The sequence below is a fragment of the Paraburkholderia silviterrae genome (assembly GCF_004353915.1).
GTDB lineage: Bacteria > Pseudomonadota > Gammaproteobacteria > Burkholderiales > Burkholderiaceae > Paraburkholderia > Paraburkholderia silviterrae.
Genome location: NZ_SMRP01000012.1, coordinates 74943 through 92317 on the forward strand (window position 1 = coordinate 74943; position 17375 = coordinate 92317).

The window sequence follows — 17375 nt, forward strand, 5'->3', positions numbered from 1 at the left end:
GAGTGCCAGCGATACATGAGTTGTTCATAGTGATCGTGAACGCCGCATGGGCGGCTAACACAGGAGCTGTGATGACCATCTACGATCGCGTACGCGAAGCTGGAATAACCCTTCCGACACTCGCTATTCCCGCCGCTGCATTTCGTCCCTATGTCGTTTACGACAATCAACTGATCGTTTCGGGGCAGTTGCCCGTGCGCGACGGAAAGACATTGTTCAGCGGCAAAGTCCCCGACGCAGTGTCGGTCTCCGACGCGCAGACTGCCGCGCGACTTTGCGTGATCAACATCCTGGCATGGGCGCATCACGCAACAGACGGGGATCTGAACCGGATCAGGAGGGTATTGCGACTCGGCGGGTTTGTCGCGACATCTGAGGGTTTCGCCGACGCGCCCGCCGTGATCAATGCCGCGTCTGAACTGACCACGCAGATCTTCGGTGAGCGTGGCTCGCACGCGAGAATCGCAATCGGTGTGGCAAGCCTGCCCTTCAATGCGCCGGTCGAAGTCGAGGCGACGTTCGCGCTGGAGGGATGAAAATGGAAGGCGGTTCCGGATACTCGGATGTATTGGTCGGGCTGCAATATGGCGACGAGGGCAAAGCCAAGATCGTCGATATCCTTGCGGACCAATACGACATCATTGCGCGTTTCAATGGGGGCGCCAATGCCGGTCATACGGTCGACACGCCCCATGGGTGCGCCAGGCTCATGCAGGTGCCTTCGGGCGCGTTCCATCCGGGCAAGGTTCTATACATCGGCTCGGGATGCGTGGTCAATATCGAAAAGCTTGCCGCAGAAATTTCGGCGCTGAGCGCCCAGGGCGCCGATCTCGATGGCCGGTTGTTCATCAGCCACCGCTGCGTCGTTGTTCAACCAATCCATATTCTCGCGGACCGCGCGCAAGGACAAGATATCGGAACGACAGGCAACGGTATTGGACCGTGTTATGCCGATCTCGCAGCACGCATGCGTCGGGGAGTCCGTACCACGGTACAGTTGCGCGACATGCTGGCAGACGAAGATAACGCCATCAGCCTGATGCAGGCGAATTCGGATTCGAATGGATTTCACGTCACACTCGACGAATCGACCGAGGCCGCATGGGTGAAGCTGTTGGCATCGACCAGATCGGCGTGGAAGGTTGTCCGGAAATTTGTTTCGGATGACGATCTGTTTCTCTCCGGCAAGGTTGAGAATGGGGCACGGGTGCTTTTCGAAGGCGCGCAGTCGGTGATGCTGGATGTGGTTCAGGGCGATCAGCCGTTCGTCACCTCCAGCCATACGGGGCCCGCCTATGCATACGTAGGCGGCGACTTGCCCTGCAAATTTCATCGAAAGTCGATTGGTATTCTCAAAGCGGTCGTATCTCGAGTCGGAGCCGGTCCGTTCGCCGCGGAGCTTGGCGGCGCACGGTCAGCACGATATTGCGCGGACGCTGCGACAAACGGAATTGGCCGCGATGAAGAGCGTGAGAGGATCAATGTTGACGCGCTGTTCGCCTCCGGCGACGACTTTGACGTCGGTATGGGCCTTCGTGTCCTGACGGGAGAATATGGCACGGGAAGCGGCCGCCCGCGGCGCATTGGCCTTCTCGACTTACCGCAGATCCGGCACGTCGTTGCACGTCACGGGATCGACGAGTTATTCATCAACAAGTGCGACTGCCTGACGTACTTCAGCAAGACACCGAAGCGCGTCGTTCCCGTAATTGCCGAGTATCACGCTGGGCCGGCGGGACTTCGCCCCGTTATCGCCGAATACCCCACTTTCCCTCCTCTCGATATCCACTCGCGACCGCACACCATTCCGGCCAGTCTGGAAGAACTGCTTCGGTCTATCGAGCAGAGCGTGGGGTGCCCGATCGTCGGCATCGGTGTGGGCCCTGGACGCGCCGACAACATTTCATTCACCCCTTCGCCTGTACATTGACATGACCCCAACCTACTTGCGCGCCGAGATGCGCCGCACCGACCTTGCGTGGACCGACTGGCCCGCCATCGAGAAATTCCTGAAGGACGAACTCATCTGCCGGGCTGCCGTTCACGACGAGCCGTATCCGTATATCACGGCTCAAAGCTTTACGTTCGTTGGCGACGCGTTGCTGATTCACTGTTCGCGGTTTGGCAAATTTGCTCGCGCGATCGAAGCCAACCCGCATCTGACGATCGAAGTCGATCGTCCGGTAGCGTTACTTAAAGCACCCAAAGGGCAAAACACCAGCCTTGAGTACTACAGCGTCATCGCCCGTTGCCGGGCGCACGTCACGCATCTGGCGAAGGACGTCATAGCGCACCAGAACCAGGCACTCGACAAATTTCGACCCGAAAAAGACTACACACCGATCGAGGAAGGTGCGGCTAACCAGATCATCGCGATCCGATGCGTGATCGACGAGATGACAGCCAAGAAGCGCATTCTTGCGGACGGCCAATACTCGCCACCGGGCCAACCGCGGGCGCCTTATCTACGGTACCCGTTCGCGTCTGGCGCGACCGTGTCCGGCTTGCCGGCAGAGGCGTTCGACAAAAACCGCTTCAAGTAGGCAAAAGCAGTCATTTCCAAGTTGGCGTAGGCGCGATACTCAACGGCATCTTTACGTGAGTCACAGCTCTTTTGGAGTTCGATAGTGATTGTGTCAACACCATCGATACGGTGTCGATACTTTTCAATTGATCTACGGAAACTGGAGACATGTATGAAGATGTCCGGGATGGAAGTGGTCGGCGGCAATGCGGCAAGCCGGCTGGAGCGGCTTCCCGTTTGTGCCTACCACCGCATGCTGTTCGTAGTCATCGCGCTGGCGTTTTTCTTCGATAACATCGACCTGGCCACAATGACCTTTGTTCTCGGCTCCATCAAAAGCGAGTTCGGTCTGACCAGCGCGCAGGCAGGCATGTTGGGTAGCGCGAGCTTCGCAGGAATGGCGATGGGCGCATTGTTCTCGGGTGCCGTTGCAGACCGGTTCGGACGCAAACCGGTTTTTCAGGTCAGCATGATCGTGTGGGGCGTGGGCAGCCTGCTGTGCTCCAGCGCTGCGGATGCGACTTCCCTTGGCATCTTCCGGCTGATCCTCGGTATCGGAATGGGGATGGAGCTTCCGCTTGCCCAGACTATGTTGTCGGAGTTTATTCCGGCAAAGTCGCGGGGCCGCTACCTGGCAATGATGGACGGCAACTGGCCCCTCGCGTTCATCTCCGCAGGATTGCTCTCTTACTTTGTACTGGGTGTATACGGCTGGAGAACACTGTTTCTGATCGAAGCGCTACCCGCGGCATTTCTGTTCGTGGTACGCCGGTATGTTCCAGAGTCGCCTCGTTGGCTTGAATCGCGAGGCCGCCATCTGGAGGCAGAAGAAATCGTCGATCGGATCGAGCGGTCAGTGATGTCGCGTCTGGGTCTGACGACGTTGCCGGAAACGACGCAGATGTCGATTGAAATGCGCGACGAACAAGGTCTAAAGGTATTGTGGTCGCAGGGCTACCGAAGCCGAACGCTGACGGTTGGCTCTCTCTGGTTCTTCGCACTCCTTGGCTTCTATGGATTAAACACTTGGCTCGGTGCACTCCTCGAACAATCCGGCCTCGCCGTAACGAAGTCGGTGCTATTTACGATCTATATTTCGCTTGGTGGCGTGCCCGGATTTCTTTGGGCAGCATGGGCGGTTGAACGATGGGGACGCAAAGTAACGTGTGTCATTACTCTGGTGGGTGCAGCGGTGATGATCTTCGCGTTTGGACGTGTTTCGCACCTCAATCCAGATCAGTCCACACTGATTGCAGTTGGCGCACTGATGCAGTTCTTCACTTTTGGCATGTGGGCCGTGCTCTATACCTATACCCCGGAGTTGTATCCCTCGAGAGCCAGGGCTTCGGGGTGCGGTTTCGCCTCGTTCGTTGGACGGATTGGCGCACTGATCGGACCGACGATCGTCGGTCTGATTCTTCCGGTCTGGAAGAGCGACGGCGTGTTCGTTTTCGGCGCGGCCTGCTTTATTGCTGCGGCGTTCGTGGTGATGCGCTTCGGGATCGAAACTCGTGGTAGCGCTTTGGAAAACGTGTCCGGTTAGTCGTCTACGTGGGTCCTAAGTAGACCGTGCGGATTGACTCGGACGCAGGCCCAGATCTGGAAAGTCCTTCGGCGGAACCCATGACCGTTTGCAAGTCTGTTGCGAACGTTCGCGTGACATCGCTGAAGGGCTGCTCCGGGACGGCTAGCGCCTTTCGACCGCGGTGTCGCTGTCGAGTACGCCGGGCGGCTACCCTCCCCTTCCCAGCGGGCTGCGGCGCCGATGCCGGCGAGTCGTTTGGCGGGCCGTCATCGTCAATCTGACCCGCTGATGCCGTGCGTATGCTGGCTTCACTGGCCATTTCTTTTGGGCCCGGCGATCAACGTTTTCACCGCGACGGCTCGCGGCTCAAGAAGCAGTACGTCTGCCGGCACCACAATGCGTCCGCGGGTACACCGACCCAGACCCCCATGGCCGGGAAGCCGTGGTCTCGCCGTTGATATCACGCCACCACTTGCGCCGCCCCAAAACAAAAAGCCCGCCGGTATGGGCGGGCTGAATCCATATCGTGGAGACATGGAGGAGACAAAAACCATTTTAAGGGTTTTCCCTTATCCGCGCAAGCGCCTCATGGCTTCGTGACAGATTGCCACCGAGCCAGTATGATACCTGTATATCCATACAGTATTTTTCGGGGGCGTGATGGGTCAACTGAACGTGCGCGCCGAGGCAATTCACCCGGACCTCTGGTTCGCCTCGCAGCTGGCCGTCGCCCGCGGGCGGGCGATCACCAGTGGCCACGACCCGCTGGACTCCGAGCTGCCTGGACGCGGCTGGCCCACCGGTTCCCTGACCGAGGTGATGCTTCCGCAGCCGGGTTGCGGCGAACTCCGGCTCCTGCAGCCAGCGCTTGCGGCGGTCGCCCAACGGCCTGTGTTTGCGGTGCAGCCACCGCACCGGCTTCAGCCGGCGGCGCTGACCTGGTGGGGGCTGAAACAGGAAAACATCCATGTCCTGAAACCCGCCTCCACCGCCGACGCGCTCTGGGCGGCAGAGCAGATCCTGCGTGCTGGCACAGCGGGCGCCGTGCTTTTCTGGCAATCCCAGATCCACCCCGATGCGCTGCGCCGGCTGCACCTCGCGGCACAGCGCGCCGAGACGCTTTTCTTCCTGTTTCGTCCGATGGCTGCGGCAAGCGCGACGTCACCCGCGCCGTTACGGATCGCGCTGGCACCCACACCGGGCGGCGTGAACATTTCCTTCGTCAAACGTCGTGGCCCTCATCGGGACGATCCCGTCTTTGTACCGCTGTCACCTTCTCCAGTCCTTCTGAATCGCAATGCACCACTGGATCGGCGTTCATCTCCCGCGCCTGCCCATCGAGAGTTTTTGCCCGACCTGGCACATGCCAGCGTCTGAGGCCGGGACCGTTGTGCTGGACAAGGGTCGTGTGCTGGATATGGATGCCGGAGCGCGTTCGCTGGGCGTGGTCGAGGGCATGCGCCGCGGCGGCGTGCTCACGCTCGCGCCGCACGCGCATATCCGCGAGCGCGACACGGCGCGCGAACAGACGACGATGCAGGGGGTGGCTTTCGCGTTGCTCCAGTTCACCCCCAACGTCGTGATGGCAGACGAAAATGTGGTACTGGCCGATGTGACCGCAAGCGTGCGGCTGTTTGGCGGCCTGCGCTCGCTGCGACAACGTATTCGCCGCGCAATTGCCGACTTTGGCGTGACCTGCGTGACATCGATCGCCGCGACGGCTGAAGCGGCGTGGCTGCTCGCACGTACGGGCGGCGGCGTGGCGCTCAGCGAGCGCTCGCAGCGTCGCGCGCTCGCCCGTGTGCCCGTGAGCGCCCTGCCGGCGGCAAGGCGGTACGCTGAATGGTTTGACGGACTCGGCTGTACCACGATGGCGGACGTGATGCGTTTGCCACGCGCGGGGCTCAAAAAGCGCTGCGGCACGGCCCTCCTGGACGCGCTCGACCGCGCCACAGGTGCGGCACCCGAGGTCCACGAGTGGCTGGCCATGCCGCCGGCGTTCGATGCACGGGTCGAACTGCCGGACCGGATCGAGCATGTGGAGGCCGCGCTGTTCGCTGCGCGACGGCTGACGCTCCAGATGACCGGCTGGCTTGCGGCACGCCAGCTCGCCGTCGCCCGTTTTGTCCTCCTGCTGGAACATGAGCGCGGCCGCGATGCGATTGCCCCGACGGAGCTCGAGGTGGCGCTGGGTGAGCCGACGTGGCACGAAGAGCATCTTGTGCGACTGCTGAAGGAGCGGCTCGCGCGCGTCGAGCTCGCGGCACCAGTCATCGCCCTTCGCCTTGAGGCGAAGGATGTCCGGGAGGCTGAAGCGCCCAGCGAATCGCTGTTTCCGGAGCCGGGTGGCTCACCCCAGGATCACGCACGGTTGATGGAACTGCTGGTCGCGCGACTGGGTGCACAGAACGTGCTGCGTTCTGGCCCGGTGGCGGACTATCGTCCTGAGGTCGCCGCGCAATGGGTGCCAACGTCGGGTGAAACGCCGCGCGCCCGCCACGACCCTCCCCGCGATCTGCCCCGGCCGGCCTGGCTGCTCGACGCACCCGTCCAGCTCATCATGCGTGGGCACCGGCCGTTCTACGGAACACCGCTGCGCATCGTCTCGCCGGGTGAGCGCATCGAATGCGGCTGGCAGGACGGGGCTGTCGTCACGCGTGACTACTTCGTCGCCGAGGCGGAAAACCATCTGCACTACTGGATATACCGGGAGCGCGTCAGAAGCCGGGATGAACGCGAACCCCGGTGGTTTCTTCATGGGCTGTTCGGCTAGGCCATGGCAACCCTGCCCGCGTTCGGGGCACTGCCGGACTATGCTGAACTGCAGTGCGCCTCCAACTTCTCCTTTCTCCGCGGGGCGTCCCATGCGGACGATCTCGCCGCGCGCGCGGCGCAGCTTGGCTATGCCGCGATCGCCATCACCGACGAGTGCTCGCTGGCCGGTGTCGTTCGCGCGCATGTCGAGGCAAAGAAGGCAGAGATACCCCTGATCGTCGGGTCGGAATTCGGTCTCACCAATGCCGACGGTTCGCCCGCGTTGCGCTTCATTGCGCTGGCGATGACGCGCGATGGCTACGGCAACCTGAGCGAGCTGATCACGCTCGGGCGCATGCGGGCGGACAAGGGCAGTTACCGGCTGGCCGCGCGCGACCTGGACCACCCGGATCCGGTGCAGGCGCATCTGAGGGGATTGCCGGACTGCATCGCGATCCTGAGCCCCGACTATCCGGCCGACAAGGCGCGCCTCGATGCCCAGATGGCGTGGTTCGCGGACACATTTGGTGAACGTGCGTGGGTCGCGCTGACGCTTCATGCGCGGGCGATGGACGACATCCACCGCGGCGTGATCGAACAGGTGGCCGCGCGTCATGGCGTGCCCGTCGTCGCCACCGGCGCGCCGGTCATGCACGTGCGCTCGCGCAAGCCCCTGCAGGATGTGCTGACCGCCATCCGCCTGGGACGGCCGGTTGCCGAGTGCGGCTACGACCTCGCGCCGAATGCCGAGCAGCATCTGCGCTCACGCCTGCGCCTGGCCAACCTCTACCCTGCCCGCGCCCTCGCCGAGACCGTGGCGATCGCCCGGCGCTGCACCTTTTCGCTGGACGAGTTGCGCTACGAATACCCGGATGAACTCGTGCCCGACGGCTTCACGCCCGAATCGTATCTTCGACAGGAGACCTGGATCGGCGCGCACCGCCGCTGGCCGGCGGGCATTCCCCACAAGGTCCAGGCGCAGATCGAGCACGAGCTCGCGCTGATCGCCGACCTGAAGTACGAGCAATATTTCCTCACCGTGCACGACCTGGTCCGTTTTGCGCGCAACGAAGGCATCCTCTGTCAGGGACGCGGCTCGGCCGCGAATTCCGCGGTCTGTTATTGCCTGGGCGTGACGGAGGTGGATCCGGCGCGCTCGTCGATGCTCTTCGAACGCTTTATTTCGCGCGAAAGAGCTGAGCCGCCCGACATCGATGTTGACTTCGAGCACCAGCGGCGCGAGGAGGTCGTCCAGTACATCTATCGAAAGTACGGCCGCGACCGCGCGGCACTCGCCGCGGCCGTGACGACCTATCGTCCCCGCAGCGCACTGCGCGAGGCAGGCAAGGCGCTCGGAGTCGATCCCGCGATCGTGGACAAGGTGGCGAAGGCCCATCACTGGTTCGATTCGAAACAGGATCTGCTCAGCCGGTTCTCGGAAGCCGGGCTTGACCCGGAGGCGCCTCTCATCATCCAGTGGGCGCACTTCGCCGCCCTCCTCCTCGGTTTTCCCCGACACCTCTCGCAGCACAGCGGCGGGTTCGTGATCAGCCGCGGCAAGCTTTCGCGACTCGTGCCGATCGAGAATGCGGCGATGGTTGACCGGTCTGTCATTGAATGGGATAAGGACGATCTCGAGTCTCTGGGATTATTGAAGATAGATGTGCTGGCACTCGGCATGCTGTCGGCGGTCCGCCGTGCGCTCGACCTGATCTCGGACAAGCGCGGCGAAGTATTCGAGCTGCAGGACATTCCCGCCGAAGATCCGGACACCTACGCAATGATCGGCCGTGCGGACACGGTGGGCGTGTTCCAGATCGAATCGCGTGCGCAGATGAGCATGTTGCCCCGACTGCAGCCGCGCCAGTTTTACGACCTCGTGATCGAGGTGGCGATCGTGCGGCCAGGCCCGGTACAAGGCGGCATGGTGCATCCGTACCTCAGGCGCAGGCAGGGCCTCGAGCCCGTGACCTTCCCGAGCCCGCAGATGGAGCAGGCGCTCGCGCGCACCCTCGGTGTGCCGATCTTCCAGGAGCAGGTGATGCAGGTCGCGATGCTCGCGGCCGGTTTTTCGGCCGGCGAAGCGGACCAGCTGCGCCGGGCGATGGCCGCCTGGCGCCGCAAGGGCGGACTCGGTGTCTACTACGACCGCATTGTGAACGGCATGCTCGAGCGCGGCTACGAGCGCGAGTTCGCCGAGCAGATCTTCGCGCAGATCCAGGGCTTCGGTGAATATGGCTTTCCGGAGAGTCACGCCGCGAGCTTTGCATTGATGGTGTATGCGAGCGCATGGCTCAAGTGCCATGAGCCAACGGTATTCGCGTGTGCGCTGCTCAACTCACAGCCAATGGGGTTCTATTCGCCGAGCCAGCTCGTCCAGGATGCAAAGCGCCACGGCGTACGCGTGCTACCGGTGGATGTGACCGTAAGCAACTGGGATTCGACGATCGAAGGTCCGACGACGCACGATCCCCTGCGGCTGGGCATGTCGCTGATCCGCGGCATGAAAGAGGAGGCGGCCGCACGCATCGAGATGGCGCGCGCGGTGCGGCCATTTCGCGATGTGTCGGACCTGGCGCGCCGTGCGCAGCTCGACCGTCGCGATCTCGAAGTGCTCGCTGCCGCCAACGCACTGTGCTCGCTCGCGGGCGACCGGCGCGCAGCGCTCTGGCAGGCGGTCGCGGCAGTGCCGGACCGCGACCTGCTGCGTGGCGCCACCGACGACGATGCCACCCCGGTGCTCGCGCCAATGACCGAAGGCCAGGAGCTCGTGAGCGATTACCGCTCGACAGGCCTCACACTGGGCCGGCATCCCCTCGCCCTGCTGCGCCCGAAACTCGCGAAGATGCGACTCGTGCCTTCGGAAGACCTCATGCGCTATCGTAATGGCCAGCTCGCGCGGGCCTGTGGCATCGTCACCGTGCGCCAGCGCCCGGGTACCGCCAACGGCGTGATGTTCATGACGCTCGAAGACGAGACTGGGACCACCAACATCATCGTCTGGGAGTCCATCCTCGAAAAATACCGGCGCGAGGCGTTGGGCTCCTCGTTGCTGGCCGTCTACGGCGTCTGGCAACGCGAAGGCGAAGTCAGGCACCTCGTCGCGAACCGGCTCGTGGATGTGAGTGGTCTGCTGGGGCAGCTGCAGACTGTTAGTCGCAATTTTCATTGAAGGGAACGACGATGAGCATCCGTGCTGGCAGTGCGAGGACCGAACCTGCGCTGATCAAGTGCAGGCGCTTCTATCCGCCGGGCTGCAGCAGTGCGGAGGCGCGTCGGCGTTCCTGCGCGAGCCAGTTCCGGGAAGACCAGGGGCAGCGCAACGCGAGGACGCCGATCGGCTTCCCCGGTGATGCTGCGGAAAGGACGACGTGATGGGCGACCGGCCGCGGCGTATTGCCCATCTCGATATGGACGCGTTCTACGCGTCCGTCGAGTTGCTGCGCTACCCGGAGCTGCGCGGACAGCCCGTCGTGATCGGTGGTGGCCGCAATGCCGTGCCGGAAACCCTGCCAGATGGCACGCGCCGTTTTGCGCGGCTTCGTGATTACGTCGGCCGCGGCGTGGTGACGACATCCACCTACGAGGCGCGCGCGCTCGGTGTGTTTTCTGCGATGGGGATGATGAAGGCAGCACAGCTGGCACCCGATGCGTTCCTCCTGCCCACGGATTTCGACGCATATCGCCACTATTCGCGCCTTTTCAAGGACGCGGTGCACACGTTCACTGATCGCATTGAAGACCGTGGCATTGACGAAATCTACGTAGACCTAACCGATCTGGAGGGAGAGTCACGTGCGCTTGGAAGCCGGATCAAGGCCGCCGTGCGGCAGGCGACGGGCCTCACCTGCTCCATCGCGATCGCGCCGAACAAGCTGCTGGCGAAGATCGGCTCGGAGCTCGACAAGCCCGACGGGCTCACGATACTGGCGATGGCCGATCTGGAGTCGCGTATCTGGCCACTTGCCGCGAAAAAGGTGAATGGTATCGGGCCCCGGGCGAGTGAGCGGCTGGACAGCATCGGCATCTACACGGTCGGCGATCTCGCCGCGGCAGACCTGGGGCTGTTGCAGGAGCACTTCGGGCGCAAATACGCAGCGTGGCTTGCACGGATCGCACGCGGCCTCGACGAGCGTGTCGTCGTGGTCTCGTCGGAGCCGAAGTCGATGAGCCGCGAAACGACGTTCGAGCGTGACATGCACGTGCACAAAGACCGCGCCGTCCTGACGCCCGCGCTGACGGCACTCTGCGAGCGGCTCGCGGGCGACCTCGCGCGAAAGGGCTATAGTGGACGGACGGTCGGCGTGAAGATCAAGTTTGCGGACTTCAAGGTCGTGACGCGTGACCTGTCGTTACCCGAAGCACTGGCCGACGCCGCCTCGATCAGGCGCGCCGCAGGGGCATGCCTGAAGCGTGTGCTTCTCGACCGTCGTATCCGGCTCATCGGTGTGCGCGTCAGCGCCCTCGAACGTGCCATCGAAAGCAAATCACTCGCCGTTCCAACGCAGGGCCTGCTGCCCTTCGATTGCTGACACCGGCCGCGGCAGTCGAGAAGGATATGTAGGCGCGACGGGCCTGCACCTGACCGGTATCGACTGTCGCCGCTTTCCGGTTTTCGGCTGCGCGATCTGCAGTACAGCGACAGTAGAGGCTTGCCGAAATAGCCCAGACAAGTGCGTACCAACACCGCATCAGCCCGGTTCTTCGCCAGGCGTCAATTTTCCCAGCATGTCCATACTTTGCCGGAGCAGCATCCGCGTATCGGCGTGCCGACGCTCCATGTGAACATGGATTGGGGCGCCAGCATTCATCGCAAAGCAACCGGACGGTCACAACTAATCGGGAGTAAAAGCATCCCGTGAGGCAACGCGCCGGCCAGGCTGATTGTCGCCGTCCAGGGATGTGCGTTCCAAAGAGAGCATGAGCGTGAATGGAAGGAGGAACTTCGAGCCAAGCGCGGCTTCACTTCTTTGAGACTGTCGAGTGAACGGCTGACTGCGGTCGCTGCGATCATTCGGCAGCTTTGTCCGCAGACGAATAACCAGATTACGCATTACGTAGTGTTTGTTACGAATATTGCTCAGGCGATGCACATGAGGGAGATCGGCAGGTGTCTCGACAATTTTCGCCGCTGCGCATGTATTTTTTCGTGAAACATTGACCCTAAATTCTTCCGAATGTCCCGCTGCATAAGGAATTGAGCCGAATCGATTGTCTTTCGTTGATGTTTCACGCGTACGCCTCGTGCAAAACGGAGCTCATTCCCAGTAGCGAGCAGAACCTCCTCAAATACCTTAGGGCGTAAACCTTCGTCGTTCCCCAGCCGCCCACGGACGGTCATCACGCGCGGATACCGTCGATGCTGGCGCTAGCGTTGGGACGCAGTTGATCGCTTAAAGCGCAAAAAATTAGGGTCTTATCATGCGATGTTATGAAGGCGGCGGGGATGCCCGGCGGGCCGCTGTCACCGGTGTATTCTGCCCGGGCGGACAAGGCACGGTGCCAGAGCAGTGCCGGTTATGGCGCATCGTCGCTATTCAAGGCCTACATCGAGCAGGACGGACCAAACTGGTTTGTGCCCGTGCAACTCATCGGCGCCTCTGAGGCGGGCGCCATCGAGAAGAAGTGGCCGAAGATGAATGCTGCGACACTGGGGACCCGATCAAGGTCAAACCGGGAACGCCGCGCGTAGACTTGATGCTCGTCGGCCTCGGTCCGGAAGATATCTGAGTGCCCTCAGGACACAGGTGCGGCATCGTGAGACCTGAACGGGCGCGAGCGGCCCAACTGCACGGGGCTTCTGTCTCATTGCCGTTTGGCATGACCTTGATACCATCCGGGCCTACCTGCGCCACTATCGCGACCTCGAGCAGACCGAAAGCCGCTATCAGACGGAACTGGAACGCTTCCTCCTGTAGTGCGTATGTATCGAGCGCAAGGCCACGTCTGGCGTGAGCGCCGACGAGTGCAAACGCTACAAGGACTTCCTCGCCACCCCGTCGCTTGACTGGGTGGGCATGTCCAAAGCACGTCGCCTCTCCTCAGGCTAGCGCCCGTTTGCCGGCCCGCTCCCCGCTGACACCCAACCATATCCTGCGCTTGTGCTACGTGGCCTGTTCGAGTGACTGACTGCCGTTCGCCATGTCGGCGGCAATCCCTGGCTGACGGTAGCGTTCCCCGTCGTCGCGCTGAAGGAGCCATCAAGAAGGCACTGCCGGCCATCTCGGGCGACACTGTCCAATGACGAGAAATCTTCGAGCGGGTACGCGCGCGCTACACCGCCGCGCCCCTGGGTTGACCGCTTTTGCCCCGGAGCCCTCGGGTGTCGATGCACAATATGGGCGGCGTGCTGCCGTGCTGCCGTGCTGCCGTGCTGCCGTGCTGCCGTGCTGCCGTGCTGCCGTGCTGCCGACAGGGTGCACCAGGCGGAAGCGGCAAGCACCACACACGACAAGCTCAGACCGGTGGTTGAGCGCCGCGGCTGGAAGATGCAGCTGCGGGAGCTGGCTGTCCTGGGCAAGGGGAACAAGTGGCGCGCGGTTGTCGTTCAGGAGCGAGTGATTAGCGCCTTGCAAGCTCACTGGGCCGACCGTGACCACGACTTCGACGCGTCATCGTGCGATGGCGCTGCCCTCAGCCATCGTCGTGCCTTCGACGACCACCGCGAAGGACAAGCATCTAAGCAAGGGCGGCAACCACACGGGCGATGACTTCGCGCCGGCGGCCCTGTACCCGCCTTTGACGTCCACGCTGCTCCGTCTCGCCGAAGACGAGAGCCTGCAGCTCGAGCAGGTTGATTGCAAGACCGTATAGCTACGGTCCGGGGGCGCCCAAAGGGAAAATCAGGAGGCGTCACCGAAGAGCTTGGCGACTTCCTCGATGCTGCGGCATCTTGCGCGCGACTGCATCCGTGGCCCAAGTGTGGCGAAGGGCGTGCGGAGGCACCTCGCGCAGCAGTGCGCGTCATGCAAGCCAGTCTTCGGACAGGGGTCTTACCTAGCAAGGAAAAATCATGGCCAAAACAAATAAAAAAGCGGCCGGTGCTCGCTCAAACAACGGAGCAGGAAAATCTCACGGAGACATCAAGAAACAATTGATGGAGCCGGCTGAACGGCTCATCGTCTTAGGCTACTCAACTGTTCTATTCGTCGTGATTGGGCTCAGTGCTTTAGGGCTTGGGTTCGCACATGAATGCACCCAGGTCCATTGCCACCGGGTGGAAGGCTGGAAGCTTGAGGTACTGAGCGTTCTCAAGAACGTGGCATTCTCAAGTGATTGCGGCAGCTTCGTGTGTCGCACAAAGGCACCTCGTACATGGAATCAAACGTCACTAAGGCATCAAGCGGCAAGTCAGGAGACTTGCCCATCTGAGCAATGAGCGCATATTTCAGGACCAAACCATGAACACGCAAACCGATGTGCTGACCTTGAAGGACCGTCTCAAACTCGGTCTGAAGTCAGGATGGCGGGATTACTGGAGGAGTCATGGACCTTCACTTTCGAGCAGATTCAGCGGCTCTATCGCCGCTTCGTCCATTAATAGGAATGTCTCTCCCGAACAGTGAGACCTCGTGTCTGGCTGTTCACTTTTTTGGCAGACGTGTTCGGCTCCGAACACCTTGCCGCCCAGAGCCCCCTGCTAGTCGATGTGGAACCCACTCCACGCAACTCGTCGCGCAAAAGTGTTCGGATCCGAGCACCTTCGTCGGCGCGAGGTGGACGCGTCTCAGCGGCCAAAAAGTGTTCGGCTCCGAACACCTTGCCGTCCAACCGATTTCCTCCGCCGGTTGATGAGGAGCAAAGCCTGCGAGCACCTCCGCTCTCCACGAAAAAAGTGTTCGGGTCCGAACACTCACGCGGTCGTGATGAAATCGGCGCCGCAATAAAAAAGCCCCGCGAATTGCGAGGCTGTTTATCTTAGTCTTACAGACCTTACTCCGGCTGAACCGAGAACATCTTCGCGACTGTCTCTCTGAGCGCGCGCTCCTGCTCTTCGGAAATTACACCGGCCTTGAACTTAAATGTCAGCCCCGCGACATCTTTCGTGATGCTGCCCGCTTGAACATTCCCAGAGAAAATCTTGAGAATGCTCCGGCCCGCCACGTCACGAGTCGACACCCCGCGAGTCGCTGCAGCGAGAATCGCAGGCGCGACCTTGGACTCAAGGAGGTCACCTGCCACCACCTGCGGCCACAACTCCGTTAGCGCCTTCACGCCGGCATCCCCAGTCTTCTTCAACGCGCTCACAATCTCCTGTGCCTGATTTGATTGCAAGAGCGTCGGCCTCAGGTCCAAGTCACGCTTAACGAAGTCAGGAAGCTCATCGAAGGCAAGGTATCGGTAGAGTTCATTTCTGGAAATGCCCATCGTCTTGGCAAGACGTGTCTTATTGGGAAACTCACTCTCCGCGCGGCGGACCGACAACGCAATCTCGTAATCGGAGAGGTCGTCCCGTGTCACGTTCTCGACGAGCGCGAGCGCGGCCATATCCTGGTCAGTGCAATCAATGACCACACTCTTGATGGTCTCCCGATTCAGGAGCTTATGTGCACGCCAACGCCTCTCACCGGCTACCAGTTGGTAGGCGTCATCGCCCACTCGACGCACTAGCACCGATTGCAGTAGCCCGGTCTCTTCAATCGAGCGAGCCAATTCATGCAGCTTCGTCTCATTGAATTCGCGGCGGGGTTGCCATGGGTTCGGCGAAACCTCGTTGACCCGCAAGTCGGTCCCTACTCCTTTATCCTCAAGCTCCTGGATACGGATCTGCGCGGCCGTCAAGGCGCTGGTAAGTCCCGGCATGGTTTGCGGACTGCGAGTACCCTTATCAGCATCCTTCCTCACCGGCGTCATCTCCGCCGGCGACGCCAGGCCTGCAGTCTTGGCCAATAGCTGCTCGCGAATATTGCTCATGCCTCCCCCTTCCAATTCTTGACGAACATGTCGTCAAGCCAACGCGCGTACAGCATCAATGGTTGCTTCACCCGCTGAAGCGACTTAGCGGTCGAATGCGTATTCGTGATATCCAGTGCCGTGGAGAACGAGAGGGCCCCACCACTCATCACTGAGCTTGCCGGAATTTCGAACGGGTCCAACCATTTCCCGTAAGCTGTCTGAGCCCATTGCCGAACCACCGGGGCCGATGAAGTCTTGCCGTAATCCACCTTGGAAAGAAGGATGGAGATGAACTCATAGACCTTGTCTTCCTCGTACGCGAGAAAGTCGCCCGCGACTTCTGAAAAGAGACGCCAGAACGCCATCGAGCTGATGAAGTCCAGGTTCTCCGGAACCATCGGCATCACGAGTGCGTCCGCGGCGAGCAATGCGTTGAGGTTCATATACGACAGCGACGGCGAGGTATCCATCAGGATGTAGTCGTATTGCGAACGCAGCGGCTCGAGGCCTTCACGAAGCACCGACCAGAACCGAAAACCCTTCATCGTCTTCTGCCGGGCCGGCAACAGAAACTCAGCGCCATACAAAAACGTGTGCCCCGGAATGATGTCTAGGCCATCCCAATATGTGCTTTGCACCTTCGAACTCAGCCCGCCTTCGATGGACTGGTCATAGATGTAGGGGAGGACGGTGTCCTCACCGCTGATTTCCTTCTCTGCATACAGCCCGCACAATTCCGAAGCAGAAGCCTGCGGGTCCAGGTCGATGATGAGCACTTTGCGCCCGAGCAGCGACAAGGCTTGTCCGAGACAGACGGTCGTCGTGGTTTTCGCAGAACCTCCCTTCAGCTGAGCCGTCGTCAGCACCCGCCCTCGAAAATTGCTGTCCGGTTCGGCAAGTCGCGTTTGATAGATGTCCGAGGCCATCTTCACCCACGTGCGCACTTCGGCAAGCGTGAACGTCCGGCTGCGACCGGTGCCGTTGAGCGTGCCTGACGGAAGCCCCTGGTCCGACTTCGTCACCAGATACTGAATCTGCTGGCGCGACAGATTGCACATGTCTGCCAGTTCGCTGATAGTAAATATGGGAGCAGTCTTGCGCGGCCGCGGCGCGAGAATCTGTTCGCGCAGGTTGTCCGCGAACGGTGCGAGTTTTTCGGCGAACTCTGCAACCTCGCGAAGCGTCGTGCGACGGCTTTCAATAGGGAGGGTGGTAGCCACTGCATCCATTCTGCACTTCTCCGTGTTTTTGACGATAAAGCGCAGAATACATCATTATGTGTAAACAGGGTTGTATTGAGCCTAATTTTTTAGCTGAAACATCAAGATTCTGCGCCAGTTGGTTGATTTCACGTCTAAATCGCGTGTTCGCGATGAGACGTAGCACGCGTCACTGGCGGTAAACCTCGGATGAAGCCATTGCGCGCGGTGACCCATTCACATTTCGCCAAGACCGAGCGAGAAAGTTGTCAGCACAAAAACCGCCCCCGAGTTGGTTTTTGTGTGTGCCGTTCGTCAGGCTAATTTATTCATTGAAATCAAATGGTTACAGTGATGCGGCCTTTATTTTATGGCGGGATTTTTCGCGTTGGTGGGGCTTGTGTCTGTCTGTTTTTGTAAACATAAACCAGCAAACCTACAAACAGGAACGAGAAAAGCCTTTCTTATCAAAGCAAAA

At 61.0% G+C, this 17375-nt stretch carries 12 protein-coding genes; 10 read left to right on the top strand and 2 right to left on the bottom strand.

What is annotated here, in order from left to right:
* Positions 1–71: 71 nt before the first annotated feature.
* The 10 genes from EYW47_RS22715 to EYW47_RS22760 all read left to right on the top strand — a co-directional run bounded on the left by EYW47_RS22715 (position 72) and on the right by EYW47_RS22760 (position 14181).
* Entirely contained in the window at positions 72–536 is a 465-nt protein-coding gene (locus tag EYW47_RS22715; RefSeq protein ID WP_133197092.1) for a RidA family protein, read from the top strand.
* 2 nt (positions 537–538) lie between these two features.
* Positions 539–1930 (top strand): adenylosuccinate synthetase, encoded by a 1392-nt coding sequence (locus tag EYW47_RS22720; protein ID WP_133197093.1) that lies wholly within the window; start codon positions 539–541, stop codon positions 1928–1930.
* Position 1931: 1 nt separating this feature from the next.
* On the top strand, positions 1932–2543 hold the full coding sequence (locus EYW47_RS22725; RefSeq protein ID WP_205710133.1) for a pyridoxamine 5'-phosphate oxidase family protein: 612 nt from the start codon (positions 1932–1934) through the stop codon (positions 2541–2543).
* Between the two features lie 153 nt (positions 2544–2696).
* The gene (locus EYW47_RS22730; protein WP_133197094.1) at positions 2697–4067 is read left to right on the top strand and encodes an MFS transporter; all 1371 of its coding nucleotides are present in this window, start codon (positions 2697–2699) and stop codon (positions 4065–4067) included.
* A 642-nt stretch (positions 4068–4709) separates the two neighbouring features.
* Entirely contained in the window at positions 4710–5426 is a 717-nt protein-coding gene (gene imuA / locus EYW47_RS22735; RefSeq protein WP_133197095.1) for a translesion DNA synthesis-associated protein ImuA, read from the top strand.
* Positions 5347–6822, top strand: a complete 1476-nt coding sequence (locus tag EYW47_RS22740) for a Y-family DNA polymerase (RefSeq protein WP_133197096.1) — start codon at positions 5347–5349, stop codon at positions 6820–6822. The genes imuA and EYW47_RS22740 overlap by 80 nt, the downstream gene beginning before the upstream one ends.
* Before the next feature lie 3 nt (positions 6823–6825).
* Complete coding sequence (locus EYW47_RS22745; RefSeq protein ID WP_133197097.1) at positions 6826–9975, top strand: error-prone DNA polymerase; 3150 nt, start codon at positions 6826–6828, stop codon at positions 9973–9975.
* Positions 9976–10177: 202 nt separating this feature from the next.
* On the top strand, positions 10178–11335 hold the full coding sequence (dinB, locus tag EYW47_RS22750; protein WP_133197098.1) for a DNA polymerase IV: 1158 nt from the start codon (positions 10178–10180) through the stop codon (positions 11333–11335).
* Positions 11336–13394: 2059 nt separating this feature from the next.
* Complete coding sequence (locus tag EYW47_RS22755) at positions 13395–13616, top strand: hypothetical protein (RefSeq protein WP_133197099.1); 222 nt, start codon at positions 13395–13397, stop codon at positions 13614–13616.
* 199 nt (positions 13617–13815) lie between these two features.
* The gene (locus EYW47_RS22760; protein ID WP_133197100.1) at positions 13816–14181 is read left to right on the top strand and encodes a hypothetical protein; all 366 of its coding nucleotides are present in this window, start codon (positions 13816–13818) and stop codon (positions 14179–14181) included.
* Between the two features lie 554 nt (positions 14182–14735).
* On the opposite strand, the gene EYW47_RS22765 is transcribed toward EYW47_RS22760, so the two are convergent.
* Positions 14736–15716 carry a ParB/RepB/Spo0J family partition protein gene (locus tag EYW47_RS22765; protein ID WP_133197101.1) on the bottom strand — a complete coding sequence of 327 codons (981 nt, stop codon included), beginning with the start codon at positions 15714–15716 and terminating at the stop codon, positions 14736–14738.
* Positions 15713–16927, bottom strand: coding sequence for a ParA family protein (locus tag EYW47_RS22770; protein ID WP_133197102.1), 1215 nt, complete (start codon positions 16925–16927; stop codon positions 15713–15715). Before EYW47_RS22770 ends, EYW47_RS22765 begins: the two co-directional genes overlap by 4 nt.
* Positions 16928–17375: the final 448 nt, after the last annotated feature.